General features: G+C 73.7%; 16 protein-coding genes. 10 read left to right on the forward strand and 6 right to left on the reverse strand.

Going from position 1 to position 19,018, the window contains the following annotated elements; genetic code table 11:
* The first annotated feature begins 14 nt into the window (after positions 1-14).
* The 3 genes from ACH4OA_RS20295 to ACH4OA_RS20305 all read left to right on the forward strand — a co-directional run bounded on the left by ACH4OA_RS20295 (position 15) and on the right by ACH4OA_RS20305 (position 4,687).
* On the forward strand, positions 15-1,076 hold the full coding sequence (locus tag ACH4OA_RS20295) for a protein kinase (RefSeq protein ID WP_397970031.1): 1,062 nt from the start codon (positions 15-17) through the stop codon (positions 1,074-1,076).
* Positions 1,077-1,203: 127 nt separating this feature from the next.
* Positions 1,204-2,817, forward strand: a complete 1,614-nt coding sequence (locus tag ACH4OA_RS20300) for a succinic semialdehyde dehydrogenase (RefSeq protein ID WP_365878053.1) — start codon at positions 1,204-1,206, stop codon at positions 2,815-2,817.
* Positions 2,818-2,881: 64 nt separating this feature from the next.
* Positions 2,882-4,687 (forward strand): GMC oxidoreductase, encoded by a 1,806-nt coding sequence (locus ACH4OA_RS20305; RefSeq protein WP_397970033.1) that lies wholly within the window; start codon positions 2,882-2,884, stop codon positions 4,685-4,687.
* A gap of 400 nt (positions 4,688-5,087) precedes the next feature.
* Here ACH4OA_RS20305 and ACH4OA_RS20310 read toward each other — a convergent pair whose 3' ends face one another.
* Positions 5,088-5,363: a chorismate mutase gene (locus tag ACH4OA_RS20310; protein ID WP_365878057.1), complete on the reverse strand. Its 276-nt coding sequence runs from the start codon at positions 5,361-5,363 to the stop codon at positions 5,088-5,090.
* 282 nt (positions 5,364-5,645) lie between these two features.
* On the opposite strand from ACH4OA_RS20310, the gene guaA reads away from it, so the two are divergent.
* Positions 5,646-7,226: a glutamine-hydrolyzing GMP synthase gene (gene guaA, locus ACH4OA_RS20315; RefSeq protein ID WP_365878059.1), complete on the forward strand. Its 1,581-nt coding sequence runs from the start codon at positions 5,646-5,648 to the stop codon at positions 7,224-7,226.
* A gap of 24 nt (positions 7,227-7,250) precedes the next feature.
* On the opposite strand, the gene ACH4OA_RS20320 is transcribed toward guaA, so the two are convergent.
* The gene (locus ACH4OA_RS20320) at positions 7,251-7,718 is read right to left on the reverse strand and encodes a pyridoxamine 5'-phosphate oxidase family protein (RefSeq protein ID WP_365878061.1); all 468 of its coding nucleotides are present in this window, start codon (positions 7,716-7,718) and stop codon (positions 7,251-7,253) included.
* 142 nt (positions 7,719-7,860) lie between these two features.
* On the opposite strand from ACH4OA_RS20320, the gene ACH4OA_RS20325 reads away from it, so the two are divergent.
* The 3 genes from ACH4OA_RS20325 (at position 7,861) to ACH4OA_RS20335 (ending at position 10,829) form a co-directional block, all read left to right on the forward strand.
* Entirely contained in the window at positions 7,861-8,655 is a 795-nt protein-coding gene (locus ACH4OA_RS20325) for a class II aldolase/adducin family protein (RefSeq protein ID WP_365878063.1), read from the forward strand.
* A gap of 241 nt (positions 8,656-8,896) precedes the next feature.
* A complete protein-coding gene (locus tag ACH4OA_RS20330; RefSeq protein ID WP_397970035.1) occupies positions 8,897-10,177 on the forward strand; it encodes an IPT/TIG domain-containing protein in 1,281 nt (426 codons plus the stop codon).
* Between the two features lie 127 nt (positions 10,178-10,304).
* Entirely contained in the window at positions 10,305-10,829 is a 525-nt protein-coding gene (locus ACH4OA_RS20335) for a DoxX family protein (protein WP_397970037.1), read from the forward strand.
* Here ACH4OA_RS20335 and ACH4OA_RS20340 read toward each other — a convergent pair.
* A complete protein-coding gene (locus ACH4OA_RS20340) occupies positions 10,820-11,035 on the reverse strand; it encodes a hypothetical protein (RefSeq protein WP_397938211.1) in 216 nt (71 codons plus the stop codon). The genes ACH4OA_RS20335 and ACH4OA_RS20340 overlap by 10 nt on opposite strands.
* Positions 11,022-12,530: a PspC domain-containing protein gene (locus ACH4OA_RS20345; protein ID WP_397970039.1), complete on the reverse strand. Its 1,509-nt coding sequence runs from the start codon at positions 12,528-12,530 to the stop codon at positions 11,022-11,024. Before ACH4OA_RS20345 ends, ACH4OA_RS20340 begins: the two co-directional genes overlap by 14 nt.
* A gap of 221 nt (positions 12,531-12,751) precedes the next feature.
* Between ACH4OA_RS20345 and ACH4OA_RS20350 the strand changes: the two genes are divergently transcribed.
* Positions 12,752-14,041, forward strand: coding sequence for a PspC domain-containing protein (locus ACH4OA_RS20350; RefSeq protein ID WP_397938207.1), 1,290 nt, complete (start codon positions 12,752-12,754; stop codon positions 14,039-14,041).
* Positions 14,038-14,781 (forward strand): response regulator transcription factor, encoded by a 744-nt coding sequence (locus ACH4OA_RS20355; protein WP_365878074.1) that lies wholly within the window; start codon positions 14,038-14,040, stop codon positions 14,779-14,781. The genes ACH4OA_RS20350 and ACH4OA_RS20355 overlap by 4 nt, the downstream gene beginning before the upstream one ends.
* Positions 14,782-14,822: 41 nt before the next feature.
* On the opposite strand, the gene ACH4OA_RS20360 is transcribed toward ACH4OA_RS20355, so the two are convergent.
* The gene (locus ACH4OA_RS20360) at positions 14,823-15,884 is read right to left on the reverse strand and encodes an NlpC/P60 family protein (protein WP_397946675.1); all 1,062 of its coding nucleotides are present in this window, start codon (positions 15,882-15,884) and stop codon (positions 14,823-14,825) included.
* A 585-nt stretch (positions 15,885-16,469) separates the two neighbouring features.
* Here ACH4OA_RS20360 and ACH4OA_RS20365 point away from each other — a divergent pair.
* The gene (locus tag ACH4OA_RS20365; protein WP_397970041.1) at positions 16,470-16,823 is read left to right on the forward strand and encodes a hypothetical protein; all 354 of its coding nucleotides are present in this window, start codon (positions 16,470-16,472) and stop codon (positions 16,821-16,823) included.
* Positions 16,824-16,888: 65 nt separating this feature from the next.
* On the opposite strand, the gene ACH4OA_RS20370 is transcribed toward ACH4OA_RS20365, so the two are convergent.
* Complete coding sequence (locus tag ACH4OA_RS20370) at positions 16,889-18,670, reverse strand: NlpC/P60 family protein (protein ID WP_397970043.1); 1,782 nt, start codon at positions 18,668-18,670, stop codon at positions 16,889-16,891.
* Positions 18,671-19,018 lie beyond the last annotated feature (348 nt).

Here is a 19,018-nt window from a genome sequence, read left to right on the forward strand (position 1 = left end):
GGTACTCATGGGACATGACCGAAGACGGCGAACACCCGCCCGGCGTACGGCTGATCGGCGGCCGCTACCGGCTGACCGGGCGCCTCGGGTCCGGCCCGGCCGGGACCGTGTGGCGGGCCCGGGACGAGCAGGGGCAGCGGACGGTCGCCGTCAAGGAGCCGCTGCTGCCCGGCCATCCGGTCTCCGACGAGGAGAGCCGGCGCGCCGCGCACCGGCTCCACCACGAGGCCCGCGCCGCCACCCGGGTGCGGCACCCCTCGGCGGTGACGGTGTACGACGTCGTCACCGAGGCCGGGATCCCGTGGATCGTGATGGAACTGGTGGCGGGCGAGTCGCTGCGCGAGGTGCTGCGGCGCGGACCGCTGCCGGCCGCGGAGGCCGCGCGGATCGGGCTCGCCGTGCTGGGCGCGCTGCGCGCCGCGCACGCCGTCGGCATCGTGCACCGGGACATCAAACCGGCCAACGTCCTGCTGGAGTCCGGCACCGGGCGCGTCGTCCTGACCGACTTCGGCATCGGCGACTCGCACGCCGAGGACGCGCCGGACGGCTTCGTGGCACCCGAGCGGGCGGCCGGGCCCGGCGCCGGACCGGCCTCCGACCTGTGGTCCCTGGGCGCGCTGCTGCGCACCGCCCTTGGGGACACGGACCCCGGGCCGCTGGGTCCGCTGCTGGCCCGGCTGCACGCCGTCGAGCCGACGGCCCGCCCGGACGCGACGGAGACCGAAACCGCACTCCGCGCCTGCCTGCCCCCCGCGGCCGTACCACCACCGGCCCCGGCCCCGGTCACTGCGGTGGCGGCTCCGGATGCGACGGCGCCGGCCCCGGACTCCGCCGTGGCGGCTCGTGATTCGGCGGCCCCGGACTCCGCCGTAGCGGCTCACGATTCGCCGGCCCCGGCCACCGCCATGGCCACCCCGGACTCTCCGGCGCCCGCCCCCGACACCGCCGTACCGTCCGCGGATTCCGCCGGGGCCGGCCCGGAGCCCGATGCCGCGCCGCCGGCCCCGGCCCCGGCCCGTCGCGCGTCCCTGGCCGCGCTCGGTCTGCGGCTCGCCAGAAAATCCGGCACCGACTGAACCGTCCCCGTCAACGCCCTGATCAGCACATTCGCTGCCAGTGATCACTGGCAGCGTGTGCATGGTCCGTGAAAGCCCGTTACCGACGGGTACACAAAGCCCCCCGGACCGGCATACCCTGCGCGTCATGACGGACACGCAGGCTCCGCAGACCGCCGGTACCAACCCGCTCGCGCCCGCCCCCGACGGTGCCCGCACCGCCGCCGACGTGGTCACGCCGGAGGTGGTGGCCCGGCTCACCAAGGGCGTCACCGGATCCGGCCGTACCGCCAACCACTCGCCGCTCACCGGCGAAAAGCTGGCGGACCTGCCCGAATCCGGCCCCGAGGACATCCGCGACGCCTTCGCGGCGGCCCGGACCGCGCAGGCCGTGTGGGCGAGGATCCCGGTGCGGCGGCGGGCCGCCGTGCTGCTGCGCTTCCACGACCTGCTGCTGGAGCGGCAGGCCGAGGTCCTGGACCTGATCCAGCTGGAGACCGGCAAGGCCCGGCTGCACGCGCAGGAGGAGGTGCAGGCCGTAACCGTCGCCGCCCGGCACTATGGCCGCCGTGCCACCGCTTATCTGCGCCCCAAGCGGCACGCGGGCGCCATACCCGCCCTGACCAAGGTCGCCGAACTGCGGCACCCGCGCGGGGTCGTGGGCCAGATCGCCCCCTGGAACTACCCGCTGGAGCTGTCCATCGGCGACGCCCTGCCCGCCTTCGTCGCGGGCAACGCCGTGGTGATGAAGCCGGACACGGAGACCTGCCTCACCGCGCTGTGGGCGCGTGACCTGCTGATCGAGGCCGGACTGCCCGAAGGCGTCTTCCAGGTCGTCCTCGGCGAGGGCCCGGCCGTCGGCCCCGAACTGGTCCGGCACGCCGACTTCGTCTCCTTCACCGGCTCCACCCGCACCGGCCGCGAGGTCGCCGTCGGCGCCGCCGCCCGCCTGGTCGGCGTCTCGCTCGAACTCGGCGGCAAGAACGCCATGCTGGTGCTGGACGACGCCGACATCGAGAAGGCCGCCGCCGGCGCCGTCCGCGCCTGCTTCTCCTCCGCCGGCCAGCTCTGCATCTCCATCGAGCGGCTGTACGTCCACGAGTCCGTGGCCGACGCCTTCCTGGAGCGGTTCGTCGCCCGCACCCGGGCCATGCGGCTGGGCAACTCCCTCGCCTACGGCGCCGACATGGGCTCGCTGGCCGGCGAACGCCAGCTGAAGACCGTCGAACGGCATGTCCAGGAGGCCGTCGCCCAGGGCGCGAAGGTGCTCGCCGGCGGCGTCGCCCGTCCCGACATCGGCCCGTACTTCTTCGAACCGACCATCCTGGACGGCGTGGAGCCGGCCATGGCCGTGTGCGAGGAGGAGACCTTCGGCCCGGTCGTCTCGGTCTACCGCTTCCGCGGTGACGAGGAGGCCGTCGAGCGCGCCAACGCCACGCCGTACGGGCTGAACGCGTCCGTGTGGACGACGAACGCCCGCCGCGGCCGGGACATCGCCGCACGGCTGCGCACCGGCACGGTCAACATCAACGAGGGCTTCGCCCCCGCCTACGGCAGCGTGCAGTCCCCGATGGGCGGCATGAAGGACTCCGGTCTCGGCCGCCGCCACGGCTCCGAGGGCATCCTCAAGTACACCGAGTCCCAAACGGTGGCGCAGCAGCGGCTGCTGCCGATGGCGCCCTCGCTGGGCATGGACGACGAGGCGTACGCCCGGTTCATGAGCACGAGCCTGCGCCTGATGAAGGCGTTCCGGTTCCGCTAGCGGTCCGCCGGGAGTTCCGCCGCAAGTTCCACGGGAAACACCCCGTTCTCGACGAGGAGAGCACGTGTCGCAGGAGAAGTCTGTCCAGACCCGGGACGAGGAGGGGTACGACTACGACGTGATCGTCGTCGGCTCCGGATTCGGCGGCTCGGTGTCGGCCCTCCGGCTCACCGAGAAGGGCTACCGGGTCGGCGTGCTGGAGGCGGGCCGCCGCTTCACCCGCGCCACCCTGCCGAAGAACTCCTGGGACCTGAAGAACTACCTGTGGGCCCCGAAACTCGGCCTGTTCGGCATCCAGCGGATCCATCTGCTGGGCAACGTCATGGTGCTGGCCGGCGCGGGCGTCGGCGGCGGCTCGCTCAACTACGCCAACACCCTCTACGTGCCGCCGAAGCCCTTCTTCGACGATCCCCAGTGGCGGCACATCACCGACTGGCAGCAGGAGCTGGAGCCGTACTACGACCAGGCCCGGCGCATGCTCGGGGTCCGGCTCAACCCGACCCTGACCCCGTCGGACGTGCATCTGCGGGCGGCGGCCCGGCGGATGGGCGTCGGCGACACGTTCCACCTGGCGCCGGTCGGGGTGTTCTTCGGGGACGGCGAGGACGCGGACGGCGCGGCGCGGGCCCGGCCCGGCGAGCGGGTGGCGGACCCCTACTTCGGCGGGGCCGGCCCGGAGCGGAGGGCCTGCACCGAGTGCGGCGAGTGCATGACCGGCTGCCGGCACGGCGCCAAGAACACCCTCAACGAGAACTACCTCCACCTGGCCGAGAAGGCGGGCGCGGTCGTCCACCCGATGACGACCGTGGTGTCCGTCACGGACGACTCGCGGGGCGGCTACGCGGTGGCGACCCTGCCGACGGACCGGAAGCGGAAGGGCGCGGGCCGCCTCTTCACCGCCCGCCGGGTGGTCCTCGCGGCCGGCACCTACGGCACCCAGACCCTGCTGCACCGCATGAAGGCCGGCGGTCACCTGCCCTACCTCTCCCGGCGGCTGGGCGAGCTGACCCGCACCAACTCCGAGGCGCTGGTCGGCGCGCAGACCGACGACCGCCGCTACCGCCGGGCCACCGGCGAGTCCCGGGCCGACTTCACCCGGGGCGTGGCCATCACCTCCTCGATCCACCCCGACGAGAACACCCACATCGAGCCGGTCCGCTACGGCAAGGGCTCCAACTCGATGGGCAGCCTGTCGATCCTCCAGGTGCCGTACGCGGAGGGTTCCTCGCGCGTGCTGGCCTGGCTGGCGAACGCGGCCCGGCACCCGCTGCTGGTCGCCCGCTCCCTGTCCAACCGGCGCTGGTCGGAGCGGACCATCATCGGCCTGGTCATGCAGTCCCTGGACAACTCGCTGACCACCTACCTGAAGACCGACGGCGTCGGCCGGGGCCTGCTCACCGCCCGGCAGGGGCACGGCGCCCCGAACCCCCGGCAGATCAGGGCCGCGACCGAGGCGGCCTCCGCACTCGCCGCCGAGATCAACGGCTTCGCCGGCAGCAACGTCGGCGAGCTGATGGGCACCCCGCTCACCGCCCACTTCCTCGGCGGCTGTCCCATCGGCGACTCCCCGGACACGGGCGTGATCGACCCGTACCACCGGCTCTACGGCCATCCCGGGATCTCGGTCGTGGACGGCGCGGCGGTCTCGGCGAACCTGGGCGTGAACCCCTCGCTGACCATCACGGCGCAGGCCGAGCGGGCGATGTCGTTCTGGCCGAACAAGGGCGAGGAGGATCCGCGGCCGGCGCCGGGAGCGGCGTACGAGCGGCTGCGTCCGGTGGAGCCCCAGGCTCCCGCGGTACCGGCGGAGGCGTTCGGCGCGCTGCGGCTGCCATTCCTCGGGATACCGGCCGTGCCGCCGAAGAAGTGACAGGGACCTGCATCCCCCTCCGAAAGCAGGTCCCTCCCACCGTTTCTTGATCCGGCAGGTTTGATCAGCGAAAAGCTGAAAGGGTTGCTTCGAAGCCCGGGACTTCTCATGTGACGTGCAGCACAAATAAGTGCCTGTCCGGCGGGGCACGGTCCGCCGGCCGGCCCCGGGCGTCCCCGGAGCCGGCCGTTTCTCCTGCCCGGCCGGACCGCTGTCCCTTGCGGTCCGGCCGGTGTTCCGGAGCGAGGTCCCACGGCGCACGGCACGACCCGTACGCCTCATCGCTCCGCTGAGCCACGCGTGGTTTCGTCGGGCCCGCCCCTGGCTGGCACGGACACTTTCCTCAACGAGGCGGTGCGCGCGCCGGTCACGCTCCGGACGGGTGAGAGCGGGACCGGGGTCAGACGCGGCCCCGGCTCAGCTCCAGCAGGGTCATGGCGAGGGCGGTGCCGGGCTTGCCGAGGGCGTCCCGGTAGCGGCCGAGGATCTCCATCTCGCGGGAGAGGTGCACCCGCCGTCCGCCGGCGGCGATCCGGGTCCGCTGGACGACGGCGGAGACGCCCATCCGCTCCTGCACGAGGGCGATGATCCGCTCGTCGAGCGCGTCGATGCGCTCCCGGGCGTCGGCGATGATCGCTTCCGGGGTGGCGGCCGCTGCCGCGGGAAGGGTGGTCATATCGGGCTCCTCGGTCGGAAGGACGGAAGCCCCGGAACGGCGGAACCCGGTGAACGACAGGCGCCCCGGGCCTTGTCGGCCCGGGGCGCCTGGGAAGTCGCTTGGCGGTTGGCTCAAGCAGCACGACCATGGCAGCCGGCGGGCCGGGTGCCATAGGTAAAGACGAAGGTCGAGTGCTTGCGCATGCGGCCAGTATGCCACGGCGGCTTGGCTCGGAGGTCTCACGGCCGCCCCGTTAGAATCGGAAGCACAGGCCCCCGCCCGACCACCAGAAGGCACCCCGTGTCATCAGCGACCCAGTCTGCCGCCTCCTCCGACACCGTCCTGGTCGTCGACTTCGGCGCGCAGTACGCCCAGCTCATCGCCCGTCGCGTCCGCGAGGCGCGGGTCTACAGCGAGATCGTGCCGAGCACCATGCCGGTCCGCGAGATGCTCGCCAAGCAGCCCGCGGCGATCATCCTCTCCGGAGGTCCCTCGTCGGTCTACGAGGAGGGCGCCCCCCGCCTCGACCGCGAGCTCTTCGAGTCCGGCGTGCCCGTCTTCGGCATGTGCTACGGCTTCCAGCTGATGGCGCAGGCCCTTGGCGGCACCGTCGACAACACCGGCGCCCGCGAGTACGGCCGTACCGGTCTGCACGTCTCCAAGGCGTCCTCCACCCTCTTCGAGGGCACCCCGGACGAGCAGCACGTGTGGATGTCCCACGGCGACGCCTGCTCCGCCGCCCCTGACGGCTTCACGGTCACCGCGTCCACGGACGTCGTCCCGGTCGCCGCCTTCGAGAACGACGACAAGAAGCTCTACGGCGTCCAGTACCACCCCGAGGTCATGCACTCCACGCACGGCCAGCAGGTGCTGGAGCACTTCCTGTACCGCGGGGCCGGCCTGAAGCCGGACTGGACCACGGGCAACGTCATCGAGGAGCAGGTCCAGGCCATCCGCGAGCTGGTCGGCGACAAGCGCGCGATCTGCGGCCTGTCCGGCGGCGTGGACTCCGCCGTCGCCGCCGCCCTCGTCCAGAAGGCCATCGGCTCCCAGCTGACCTGCGTCTACGTCGACCACGGCCTGATGCGCAAGGGCGAGACCGAGCAGGTCGAGAAGGACTTCGTCGCGGCCACCGGCGTCCAGCTGAAGGTCGTCGACGCCGAGGAGCGCTTCCTGAAGGCGCTCGCCGGGGTCTCCGACCCCGAGGAGAAGCGGAAGATCATCGGCCGCGAGTTCATCCGCGTCTTCGAGCAGGCGCAGGCCGAGATCATCGCCGACGAGGGCCCGGCCGTGGAATTCCTGGTCCAGGGCACCCTCTACCCGGACGTGGTGGAGTCCGGCGGCGGCACCGGCGCGGCGAACATCAAGTCGCACCACAACGTCGGCGGCCTGCCCGAGGACCTCGAGTTCAAGCTGATCGAGCCGCTGCGCAAGCTGTTCAAGGACGAGGTCCGCATGGTCGGCCAGGAACTGGGCCTGCCGGAGGAGATCGTCCAGCGCCAGCCGTTCCCCGGCCCCGGCCTGGGCATCCGGATCGTCGGCGAGGTCACCAAGGAGCGCCTGGACCTGCTGCGCGAGGCCGACGCCATCGCCCGCGAGGAGCTGACCGCGGCCGGCCTGGACCGCGACATCTGGCAGTGCCCGGTCGTCCTGCTCGCGGACGTCCGCAGCGTGGGTGTCCAGGGCGACGGCCGCACCTACGGCCACCCGATCGTGCTGCGCCCGGTCTCCTCCGAGGACGCCATGACCGCCGACTGGTCCCGGCTGCCGTACGACGTCCTCGCCCGCATCTCGACCCGCATCACCAACGAGGTCCGCGACGTCAACCGCGTCGTCCTCGACGTGACGAGCAAGCCCCCGGGCACCATCGAGTGGGAGTAGGCCCCCGGGGCCTGCCGGCGGGTCCTAGGCGCGCTTGAGCGTGCGCACGGGCCGGCCGGGTGTCCAGACCTGGGTGACGAGATACGCGTCGTCCTCGACCCAGGTCCGGACGACCTCCGTCAGCTCGGTGCGGAAGAGGTGGAACGGCTGCGGCGGTTCCACCTCTTTCACGTACGCCGCCTTCTCCGCGCCCTCCCCGACCTCGAACGCCCGCCCGCCGATCCGGACGTCCCCGCCGCCCATGTCCGTGCCGTCGCCGGGATTGGCCTGGAGGGTGAAGCGCGGATCGCGCCGCAGGTCTAGGGCCTTGACGGAGCCCGGCATCATGCCGAGCCACAGCTGACCGCCCAGGAAGCGGACCTCCAGACCGGAGGTGCGGGGCGAACCGTCCTTGCGGAGGGTCGCGAGGACATGGTGCCGGTAGGCGCCGAAGCGTTCCTCGGCGATCGCGGCCAGCGCGGGCGCGGCGGTGCGGAAAGCGTGCCAGTTCATGAGCACGAGCCTCCCGCACCATCCGGACACCTTCTGTCGGGTATTCGCCGCGGATCTCGTCTTTCACGGAACATCCCTGCCTTTTCGCGCCCACCGCCGGTAACTTCCGGCCCGTAACGCCACCCGCCTCGCTGGAGGATTCATGCACGGGCCCACCCCGCCCCTGCCGTTGCCCACCGACCGGCTGCACTTCGCCATGCCGCCGATGCACGAGTCGGCCGAGGCCGAACGCCGGCACCGCAAGGAGCGGCTCGCGGGCGCCCTGCGGATCTTCGGACGGGCGGGGTTCGAGGACGGGGTGTCCGGCCACATAACGGCCCGGGACCCGGAGTACACCGACTGCTTCTGGGTCAACCCGTTCGGGATGCCGTTCAAGCACGTCACGGTCGGCGATCTCGTCCTCGCCAATCAGGACGGGCAGGTCGTCGAGGGCCGCTACCACGTCAACCAGGCCGCCTTCACCGTCCACGCCCAGGTGCACGCCGCCCGTCCCGACGTCGTGGCCGTCGCCCACTGCCACTCCGTGCACGGCCGCGCCCTCGCCGCCCTCGGCGACCTGATCGACCCCATCACCCAGGAGAGCTGCGCCTTCTACGAGGACATCGCCCTCTACGACACCTACACCGGCGTCACCGTCGACGCCGGCGAGGGCCGCCGGATCGCTGCCACCCTGGGCTCCCGCAAGGCGCTCGTGCTGCGCAACCACGGGCTGCTCACCGTCGGCGACTCGGTGGACGCGGCCGCCTGGTGGTTTCTGTCCCTGGACCGCTCCTGCCAGGTCCAGCTGACGGCGAAGGCCGCGGGCCGGCCGGTGCTCATCGACCACAAGGCGGCCGTCGCCACCCGCGAACAGCTCGGCGGCGACCTGGTGGCCTGGATCAACTATCAGCCGCTGTGGCAGGACATCAGCCGCGCCGAACCGGACCTGCTCGGCTGAGCCCCCGCCGGACAGCCGCACCGCACCCGGCATCCGGTCGCCCCGGGGCTCCCGTGGCCGGGTCAACCCGGCGGCCCCGGCCTCACCCTCCCGTTCTCCCCCCAGAACCCGGACCGACCACCCCGAAGGGCCCGCGGTAGGGCACAATTCGCAGTCGGCACAGGGGAGTTGCCCGGCCGCAGCGCGCACCGCGGGTGCCGGCGGCGGGGCCGGCGGGGCGTGGGGAAGGCGGGCGTCGGGCGTGGTGGTGCGGGAGACGAGGAAGGGCACGGACGCGGACGGCGTCCACGCGGGCGGCTGCGCCTGCGGGGACTGCCCGCACGGCGCCCGGGAGGGACACCGGCGGGCCGTCGCCGCGTTCCTGCGCCGGCGCGATGAGCTCGCCGCCGGGCTGGGGCTGCCGGCGGCCGTGGCGCACTCGGCTCCGGCGTCCCGCCAGTGGGTGTCCGAGGAACTGACCCAGCGGGCCGAGGCCGTCGCCGAGCGGAGCCGGGCCGAGGGCGCGGTCCGGCTCGCCCGGCTGTGGCTGCGGACGGTGTGCGCGGTGTGGGGCGCGGTCGTCGTGCTCCTGCTCGCCGAGGCGCTCACCGCGATCGGCGCGGGCTGGACCGGCGCCCGCACCGCGGCCCTGCTCGCCGCGCTCGCCGTCGCCGGCGCGCTGACCGCCGCCTGCCTCCTGCACCGGGCGCGCGGCGGAGCGCTCGCCCCGTTGATCGGCGAGGACAACCGCATCTCCACCTCCCGTACCGTCGCCGCCTGCTGGGTGCTGTTCGTCGGCTATGCCGTCCTGCTGCTGGCCGCCCGCCTGGCCGCCGCCTCCGGCCACGCCGGACGCGACGCGCTGATCTCCGGCCTCGATCTGGCGCGCGGCGCGGGCGTGGTGACCGTCCTCGCCGTCGTCTGCGGCATCGCCGTCCTGGTCCGCCGGGTGGTGGGCGTGCGCATCCTCGCCCAGCGGCTGCAGAAGGTGCCCTCCCACCGCCCGCGCGCCGCCGACCTGCTCACCGACGACTCCGGCCGGGGCGCCTTCACCGACATCCAGTACGTCGCCATCAGCGCCGTAGCCCTGCTGTTCGCCGCCGTACGGCTGGCCCGCCGCCCCGACCGGCTGCCCGACCTGCCCTGGGGCCTGGCCGTGGTGGTGCTGATCTCCGCCGCGACCTACCTGGCCGGCAAGTACGCCGAGGGCGGCCGGCCGGTCGTCCTCTCGGTGGTCCGCGCCCGTGAGCCCGGCGCCCTCGACGGCCCGGTCCGCACCGGCGACGACATCGAGATCCGCGGCAGCGGCTTCGTCCCGCCCGGCGCGCAGTCCGCCGACCGGCTCTCCCGGCTGGTCGTCCGCATCGGCGCCGTCGACGTGCACGTCCCCCTGGTCCCCGTCACCGGCGGCTTCCGCAACCCCACGGACACCACCCTGACCGTGTCCGTGCCCGCCGACGTCGAGCCCGGCCCGGTGGACGTCCAGGTGGTGACGGCGGCCGGCGTGGCGACGAACCGGTACCCGCTCCAGGTGACGGAGTGAACACCAGGCGGCTCGCGCCGGACCCCCGAAATCCGGAAAATCATCCTGGACAGGATTGAACGGGCTCCCTTCGTCATACGTATCGTCACAAGAGGGGCGCACGGCGTGTGAAAGGCGGCTGGCAGCGATGACTTACGGCATGCGGATGGATACGCATATCCACCGGCTGGACGGCCCCCGCGGCAAGCGGGACTCCGCCACCCGCTACGCCCTGCTGCCGCTGCGCCTCTTCCTGGGTGCCACCTTCGTCTACGCCGGCCTGGACAAGCTCACCGACAGCTCCTTCCTGCGCTCTGGCGGCGCCGGCTCGATCGGCGACACCCTGCGCGCGGCCCGTGACTCCGCCGCGGTCCCGGCCCTGATCGACCTGGCCCTGGAGAACCCGGCCGGCTTCGGCTACGCCATCGCCCTCGGTGAGCTGGCCGTCGGCATCGGCACCCTGCTCGGTCTCTTCGGGCGCCTCGCCGCGCTCGGCGGCGCGCTGATCTCGCTCAGCCTCTGGCTGACGGTGAGCTGGGCGACCACCCCCTACTACTACGGCAACGACCTCGCCTATCTGATGGCCTGGCTGCCCCTCGTCCTCGCCGGCGCCCCCTACCTCTCCCTCGACGCTGCCTGGCGGTCCCGGCGGCGCTCCGGCGGCTATCTCTGACCGTCCTCGGCACCACCCCGTCTGCGGATCCCCCGGGTCAGCGCGGCCGTGAGGCCGGCCAGGCACAGGCCGCCCACGACCAGGGGGATCACCGCGGTCCACGGTGTCTCCCATAGTCCGCCCGCGTCGCCCAGATAGGCCGCGGCGGTCGCGGTGAGGAAGAGCCCGGCGACCAGCTTCCCGGGCTGGAACTCATGACGCAGCACGGCTGACCTCCACCTGTCCCACTCCGACGCCGAGCGTCAGCTCCAGCGTGCCCGGCTTCCCGGCGCCCTCGGACCCGCCCTTGACCGGCGTCAGCGTCACGTCCTTGTGCCCCCCGGGCCGTACGTCCACGTCGTTCCTTCGCTCCCCGGGCAACCGGATGTCGCCCATGCCCACATCGATGTCCATGCGCACGGTCACGTCCGCCGGCACGATCACCGTCAGCCGTCCCGCGCCCACCCGGGCGTCCGTGGCGACGGTCCGCCCCGCGGCCGGGTGCACCCGGGTCAAATCCAGGGTGGCCCGGCCCGTCCCGAGGTCGTATTCGGACCGCACCCCGGCCGCCGCGGCCGGCTTCCAGGCCGCCTCCCGCCAGTCGGCGGTGATGTCCCTGGGCAGGGCCACCGCACCGGCGAGCAGGGCCGCCGTGACCAGTGCCAGGAACACCGTCCCGGCCCCGGTCCGGCCCAGGAACGCGCTGAGCGCGATGCCCAGCCCGAACACCGCCAGCGCGCACGCCAGACCGGTCTGCAGACTGGCCCCCAGCGGTTGGGTGTGCCAGTCGGCCCTGGCGCCCAGGCCGCCCGCCAGCAGGGCGAGCAGGAACACCCAGCCGCCGATCCAGCGCGGGCCGCGCGGTCTCGGAGGCTCCGGCCAGGGCGGACGTATCGCCGCCGGGTGCGTCCAGGGAGTGGCGAGGCCGACGTCCAGGACCGAGGTGACGTCCCGCACGCGGGCCTCGCCGGGCCCCCACAGATAGCCGGTGCCGCCGACATGGGTGCCGTCCTTGACGATCGGGTCGCGCCACCACGAGGGATAGGTGGCGACGACCGGCGGCGCCTGGGCCTCCGGCGGCGCGTCGGCGGCGGCCTGCGCGGCCAGCGGATCGGCATCGGGGGCGTCCCGGTGCCGCGACCAGTACCCGGCGCCCGCGAGCAGCAGCGAGAGCACCGTGGCGAACGCCAGCACCGCGCCGTTTCTCAGCATCGTCAGGAAGATTCCGCAGCCGACCAGCGCGAACAGCACGGCGGCCAGCGCCTGGCCGTCGACCCGGCCGGTGAACAGCTTGCGCAGCTCGTTCTCCTCCTCGTCCGCGTACGGCACCAGGAGCCAGGCGAAGCCGTAGAAGATGAGGCCCAGGCCGCCGGTCGCGGACAGCACGGCCAGCGTGATCCGGAAGATCACCGGGTCCATGCCGGTCTGCCGTCCGAGTCCCGCGCACACGCCCGCGATCATCTTGTGCGCGCGGTCGCGCCGGAACCGGTCGGGAAGCGTGTCGGAACCGGTGCCCGTGTCGGTGTTGTGGTCGGTGCCGGTGTTGCTGTCCGCGTGGGTGCGGGCGTGGGTGTGGGTGTGGCTGTCGGCTGGGGTGCCGGCGCCGGCCGCTCCTGTCTCTCCCGTCGCGGCGGGCGCGGCATCCGTCGGCCCGGTGCCCGGAACCGGGCGCGGGCCGGGGCCGGGTCCCGGACCCGTCGCGGCGTGCTCGTGATCCGTCATGCGTCCATGGTGACGGCCCGTCCGCCGCCGCGGCAGTCGGGACGACCCTGGACCAACCCTGAAATCGGCCCTGAGCCGGGGCGGGGAAGCGTTCGAGCGGCACCCGCCGCCGACGGCCACCGCACGGACCGCCCACCCGGACCGGCCCCGACGGAACATCAGGGGCGTCTCCGGGACCGACCCTGATGCTCCGCCCCGCCGCCCATGTGACCATCGTTGGCATGCCGGAAGCCGCAAGCCCGCCACTCGACGACCCGCGGCCCCCGCGCAAGCTCTACCGCAGCAGCGACGGACGCTGGCTCGGCGGAGTGGCGCGGGGGCTCGCCGGCCATCTCGGGCTGCCCGTCGTCTGGGTGCGGCTCGTCTTCGTCGGCCTGTTCACCGCCGACGGGCTCGGAGCGCTGCTCTACGCCGCGTTCTGGTTCTTCGTCCCGCTGGGCATCGGCGGCGTCGGCGACCAGAAGCCGTCCCTGGTGGGCACGGAGACCTCGCCGGGCGGCCGCCGCAGACTGGTGGCCCGCAAGCCGGACCTGGGGCAGATCGTCGCCCTGCTCCTCATGGTCGTCGTCTCCGTCGCCTTCGTGGGCAGCGTGAACCTGGGCAGCGCCGCCAAGGCGTACCTGGTGCCCGTCGTGCTCGTCGCGGCCGGTGTCGCCCTGGTCTGGCGCCAGGCGGACAACGCCCGCCGGGCCCGCTGGGTCGAGGCCGGCCGCCGGCGCCGCACCCTCACCCTGCTGCGCGCGGCCGGCGGCGTCCTGCTCGTCACGGCCGGCGTCTCCGCCGTCTTCGTCCTCCAGGGCTCGACCGCCCACCTCGGTGCGGTCCTGCAGGCCGCGCTCGCCGTCCTCGTCGGCATCACCCTGCTCGCCGGCCCGTATCTGGTCCGCATGACCCAGGACCTCTCCGAGGAGCGGCTGATGCGCATCCGCGCCCAGGAACGCGCCGAGGTCGCCGCCCACGTGCACGACTCCGTGCTGCACACCCTCACCCTGATCCAGCGCAACGCCGAGAACGCGGGTGAGGTCCGCCGGCTCGCCCGCGCCCAGGAGCGCGACCTGCGCACCTGGCTGTACAAGCCGGAGGGCACCGGCAAGGACGAGGCGGACGAACCCGACACGGTCGCCGAGGCGGTGCGGCGCAGCGCGGCGGAGGTGGAGGACAAGCACGGCGTGCCCATCGAGGTCGTGATCGTCGGCGACTGCCCGCTGGACGAGAGGACGGGCGCGCAGATGCAGGCCGCGCGCGAGGCGATGGTGAACGCCGCCAAGTACGGTGGCGCGGGCGGTGCCGTACAGGTCTACGCCGAAGTCGAGGCGAAGACGGTCTTCGTGTCCGTCCGGGACCGCGGTCCCGGATTCGACCCCGAGGCGATACCCGCCGACCGGATGGGTGTCAGAGAATCGATCATCGGCCGCATGGAGCGCAACGGCGGTACGGCCCGGCTGCGGGCGGTGCCCGGCGGCGGCACCGAGGTCGAGCTGGAGATGGAGAGGGCGGAGAAGACGTCATGAGCGACGCGACCGAGGCGAACGGCACGGCGGAAGCGGCGGAGGCGGCCGAGTCCGGGAGGCCCGGCGGCGGCGCGGGCGGGCGGCACGTACGGGTGGTGCTCGTGGACGACCACCGGATGTTCCGCACCGGCGTCCGGGCCGAGATCGGCCAGACCGCCGAGACCGGGGTCGAGGTGGTCGGCGAGGCCGCGGACGTCGACCAGGCGGTCGCGGTCATCACCACCACCCGGCCCGAGGTCGTCCTCCTCGACGTGCACCTGCCCGGCGGCGGCGGGGTCGAGGTGCTGCGCCGGTGCGCGGCGCTGACGGCGGACGCCGAGCGGCCCGTCCGCTTCCTCGCGCTGTCCGTGTCGGACGCCGCGGAGGACGTGATCGGGGTGATCCGCGGCGGCGCCCGCGGCTACGTCACCAAGACCATCACCGGCGCCGACCTGATCGACTCGATCTTCCGCGTGCAGGAGGGCGACGCCGTCTTCTCCCCACGGCTGGCCGGGTTCGTCCTGGACGCCTTCGCCTCCACCGACGCCCCGCCCGTGGACGAGGACCTGGACCGACTGACCCAGCGGGAACGCGAGGTGCTGCGCCTGATCGCCCGTGGCTACGCCTACAAGGAGATCGCCAAGCAGTTGTTCATCTCGGTGAAGACGGTGGAGTCCCATGTCTCGGCGGTCCTGCGCAAGCTGCAGCTGTCCAACCGGCATGAGCTGACCCGCTGGGCCACCGCACGCCGCCTGGTCTGACCCCGGCTGAACCCCTGCGGCACCCGCCCGCGCCCGGCCTCTCACGCGACCCTGGTCGCGCCCGCGAACGGCATCTGGTCGATCGGGGCCAGGCGGACCGGTGCCGACGGGTTCGGGGCGTGGATCATGCGGCCGTCGCCCACGTAGATGCCGACGTGACTGACCCCGGAGTAGAAGAAGACCAGGTCGCCCGGTCGCAGTTCGGAGCGGGAGACTCGTCGTCCCGCGTTGATCTGGGCGTATGTGGTGCGGGGCAGGGAGATGCCGGCGGCGCGGTAGGCGGCCAAGGCCAGGCCCGAGCAGTCGAAGGCGTGCGGGCCGGTGGCACCCCACACATAGGGGCTGCCCAGCTTGGCGTAGGCGTACGCCACGGCTGCCGCCGCGCGCCCGGCCGGAGCCGGTGCGGACCCGGCCCGCTCCAGTGGCTCCCGCGCGTCCGCGGCCGACCGGGAGGCGTGTCCCGGGGTGCCGGCGCCGACGGCATCGGCGCGCTGCCGCGGATCCAGCCGTGCCAGCAGCCGCCGGGCCTCGGCCAGCTTGCCGGTGACGGTCTTCTTCTGCCGTCGCAGCTCGGCCTGCCGCGAGCGCAGCGACGTCAGCTCCAGGCGCGCGGCACCGCGCAGCCGCTCGATCTCCCGCAGGTGCAGGCGCACCCGCGACACCGCGGCGGCCTGCCGGTCGCCGGCCCGCTCGGCGAGGGCGGCGCCGTTCAGATAGTGGTCGGGGTCGCTGGAGAGGGCCAGTTGCCAGGCCGGGGCGATGGTGCCGTCCCGGTACTGGGCCGCCGCGATCGAGCCCAGCGTGTCCCGGGCCGAGTTGAGCTTCTGCTGCCGGCGGGCGGTCTGGTCCTGTAGCGCGCTCAGCCGTCGCTGGGCCGCGGCCACCTGTTCCTTCGCCCCGTCGTACGTCTCGGTCGCGGCCTCGGCCTCCCGGTACAGCGCGTCCACCTCGGTCTTCACCTGCGCCGGCGTCAGCTGTGGCTCGGCGTGCGCCGTCCCGTCGAGGCCGGTCGCGGTGGCCGCGCCCGCCAGGGCGAGCGTGGCGGCCGCGCGGACCGTATGGCCGCCGAGCGGGCGTTGCGGGGGCTTGCGGTGGGCTGCCACCTGGAACCGTCACGTCCTTCCGTATGACTCGTACGACCGGGCGGTCCGTACGTCCCGAGGCGGCCCGCGTGGAGGGGGCCGCCGCCGGATCTATCCCGGCGGGGTGACCGGTTGCCGCCCCTGGTCCGGGCGGCGGTGGGGAGCCGGGCACCTGGGGGAGGACGCTAGGCCGGACAGTGACGAGAAGGTAACGGTGTGTGCGGAACTGGCTTGGATGGGCTGTTGCGTGACTGTTTGCGACTGTCTTGCTGGCGTGAAGTCGTCGTGTTTACGGAGCGTGGTGATCGAAATGGGGAAAACAGAGGCTGGTGGGTGTGGTGGGGTGTTATGGGGGGCTTTCGGTTGGCTGGAGGCGGGGTTGCGGTGACGGTGGGAGCGGGTGGGGATGAGGGGCGGACGGCAGGGCTCGTGGTGGTGTCCGGTGCGGGTCGGCGGAAGGGGCGGTGGGGTACGGCTGCGGGGCCCGGTGGGGTCCGGTCGGGGGTGTCTGGGGCGGGTCGGTGGGGGTGTCCGGTGGGGTTCGGCTCGGGTGTCCGGTGGGCCCGGTGAGGGGGAGGGCCGGGCCGCTGGCTAGGCTCCGGCTCCATGGACGTACTCATCCATCTCTTCGTCGGCCTGCACATCATCGGTATCGCCGCACTGCTCGGCGGTTTCCTCACCCAGATGAAGGCGATGGGCCAGGGCACGGCCCGGTTCGTGCCGGGGATGCTGCACGGTGCGATCACCATGCTGGTCACCGGTGTGACCCTGGTCGGCCTCAACCAGGCCGACGACCACCACGTCAACACCATCAAGATCGGTGTGAAGCTGGCTCTGCTGATCGTGATCCTCGGCCTGGTCTACGTGAAGCGCGACGAGGAGCGGATCGACAAGGGCCTCTTCGGACTGGTCGGCCTGCTGACCATGGCCAACATCTTCATCGCCGTCCTGTGGACCTGAGCCTCCGGGGCATCCGCCGGGGCTGATCTTCGTCGCGTCCCGCGTCCCGCGTCCCGCGTCCCGGGTCAGCCCGGCCGTACCACGCTGTGGACGGCCGTCTCGCCGAGGGCGGAGACCGGTTCCTCGCGGACGTACGCGCCGGGCCTCGGGGCGTGGATCACCATGCCGTCGCCCGTGCACAGCCCGACATGGCCGGCGTCGTCGTGGAAGAAGACGAGGTCTCCGGGGCGGGCCTCGGCCGGCGGGACCGGGGTGCCGACGCCGGCCTGCTCGGCTGCCGTGCGCGGGAGCGTGACGCCGGCCGACTTCCAGGCGGCCCGCGTGAGCCCGGCGCAGTCGTACGAGCCGGGGCCCGCGGCGCCCCACACACACGGCTTGCCGAGCTGGGCGCGGGCGAAGGCGAGGGCCTTGCTGGCCTTGGTCGGATACGCGCCGGACGGCGTGGCGGCGGCCGGGGCACTCCGTTGCGACAGCAGCACGCGCGCGAGGGCGAGCTTTTTCCGCACGGCCGCCTTGGCCGCCCTCGGCCCGGCGGAGACGGCCGCGCCCTGATCGTCCGCCGGTCTGGGGTGGGCGGTGTACCGGGTGGCCGGTGGCGTGGCCGCACCGCGAGTGGGGGCCGTGGCCGCCGGGTCGGGACGGGGCGGGGTGGTCTGGCCGACGTTGCCCGCAGACCGGCCGGTGCTGTGTCCAGGTTGGCCGGTACCGGATGCCGGCTGGTCGGTACCGTGTCGGGGCTGGTCGGTGCCGCGCGCGGGTTGCCTCACGACGTTCCCTGGTTGGCCGGTGCCGTACCCGGGCTGTCCTGTGCCGCGCTGGGCCGGGACCGTACCGCCCCCGGGCTGGCTGGAGCCGTACCCGGGCTGTCTCGTGCCGCGCTGGGCCGGGATCGTGCCGTACCCGGGCTGGCTGGTGGCGTGCTGGGCCGGGACCGTGCCGCTCCCGGGCTGGCTGGTGACGTGCTGGGCCGGGACCGTACCGCTCCCGGGCTGGCTGGAGCCGTACCCGGGCTGTGCCGTGCCGCGCTGGGCCGGGACCGTACCGCTCCCGGGCTGGCTGGTGGCGTGCTGGGCCGGGACCGTACCGTGCTGCGCGGTGAGGGCGCGAAGGGCGGGAATGCTGCGGTGCCGGGCTCGCCGGGCGACCTCTTCGCGCAGCCGCTGGAGGCTGTCCGCCTGGCCCGACGGTATCCCGGCGGGCTCGGTCGGCCGGGTCGGCCCGGCCCCGTTCACCCGCCCCTCCCAGGCGGCCCATGCGGTGCGTTCGGCCGTGCCGGCCCGTTCCGTACGCCCGGTCGGCTTCGGGGGACCAGTCCGCTGAGCACGCCCAGCGGGCCACTCACCGCCCTCGGCCAGACCGGCACTCTCGACCCCGTCGGCCCGCCCGGCCGCCCAGGCCCACTGAGCACGCCCCACGGATTCCCCGCGCCGCCCCATCGGTTCGCCCAGCCTCACGGGCTCCTCGGGCCACACCGGTGCCCCAGGCCCCACCAGTTCCCCCCGCCCCACCGGTTCCCGCCCGGCCCGTTCCCCGCGCCCCGTTTCCCCGCGTCCCGTCCGCTCGCCACTCCTCGTCCGCTCGCCGCGCCCCGCCAGTTCCCCACGCCCCGTCCGCTCCCTGCCCGTACCGGACGTCATCGCCTCCGCTGCCGACTCCGCGTGGCGGTACAGGTCCTCGATCTTGCGCTCGACCTCCTCCGCGGTGGGCCGCATGTGGCCGGGCACGGGTGGGGCGTCGGCGGGCTGGGCCAGGACGGCCACGGAGGTGAGGGCGGCGGTGGCGAGGGCGGGGGCGGGCAGGCCCGCCGCCTGGGTGCCGCCGGGGCGCGGCTTGCGGTGCGACGCCAAGGGAGGCGACTCCTTCCGTGCTGCCGCCTGCCGGACCGTGGCGGGGTGGCTGCGGGCCTGCGGAGCGCCGACGGAGGTTCGGGCGGGAGCCGGCCGACGCACCCCAGGACCGTGGGTCCCGGCTCCGGGCGCCGTGCGGGCGCGCCGGATTCGGCGGAGGCCGCACGGCTCGGCGAGGTTCGCCGGAGGGGGGTCGTGCGGCCTGACGGCAACCTAGCCAACCCGTGAGTGTTCTGTGAAGGTTGGTGCACGCTATGTCCGATACATTTCCGTGACCTGGGCGCGGGCCGTCGCGTGGGTGAGCAGGTGTTTCCGCTGGGTGAGCGGCGGCGGGACGCCGGGCCCGGG

This window comes from Streptomyces sp. NPDC017095 (assembly GCF_044332325.1).
Taxonomy (GTDB): domain Bacteria; phylum Actinomycetota; class Actinomycetes; order Streptomycetales; family Streptomycetaceae; genus Streptomyces.

Excerpts from the sequence above, each read along its gene's own strand:
- ACH4OA_RS20320 (WP_365878061.1), bottom strand. The coding sequence starts at position 7,718 with ATGAACTGGCACGCTTTCCGCACCGCCGCGCCCGCGCTGGCCGCGATC.
- ACH4OA_RS20345 (WP_397970039.1), bottom strand. The coding sequence starts at position 12,530 with ATGACGGATCACGAGCACGCCGCGACGGGTCCGGGACCCGGCCCCGGC.
- ACH4OA_RS20335 (WP_397970037.1), top strand. The coding sequence starts at position 10,305 with ATGACTTACGGCATGCGGATGGATACGCATATCCACCGGCTGGACGGC.
- ACH4OA_RS20350 (WP_397938207.1), top strand. The coding sequence starts at position 12,752 with ATGCCGGAAGCCGCAAGCCCGCCACTCGACGACCCGCGGCCCCCGCGC.
- ACH4OA_RS20325 (WP_365878063.1), top strand. The coding sequence starts at position 7,861 with ATGCACGGGCCCACCCCGCCCCTGCCGTTGCCCACCGACCGGCTGCAC.
- ACH4OA_RS20295 (WP_397970031.1), top strand. The coding sequence starts at position 15 with ATGACCGAAGACGGCGAACACCCGCCCGGCGTACGGCTGATCGGCGGC.
- ACH4OA_RS20310 (WP_365878057.1), bottom strand. The coding sequence starts at position 5,363 with ATGACCACCCTTCCCGCGGCAGCGGCCGCCACCCCGGAAGCGATCATC.
- ACH4OA_RS20365 (WP_397970041.1), top strand. The coding sequence starts at position 16,470 with ATGGACGTACTCATCCATCTCTTCGTCGGCCTGCACATCATCGGTATC.
- ACH4OA_RS20300 (WP_365878053.1), top strand. The coding sequence starts at position 1,204 with ATGACGGACACGCAGGCTCCGCAGACCGCCGGTACCAACCCGCTCGCG.
- ACH4OA_RS20355 (WP_365878074.1), top strand. The coding sequence starts at position 14,038 with ATGAGCGACGCGACCGAGGCGAACGGCACGGCGGAAGCGGCGGAGGCG.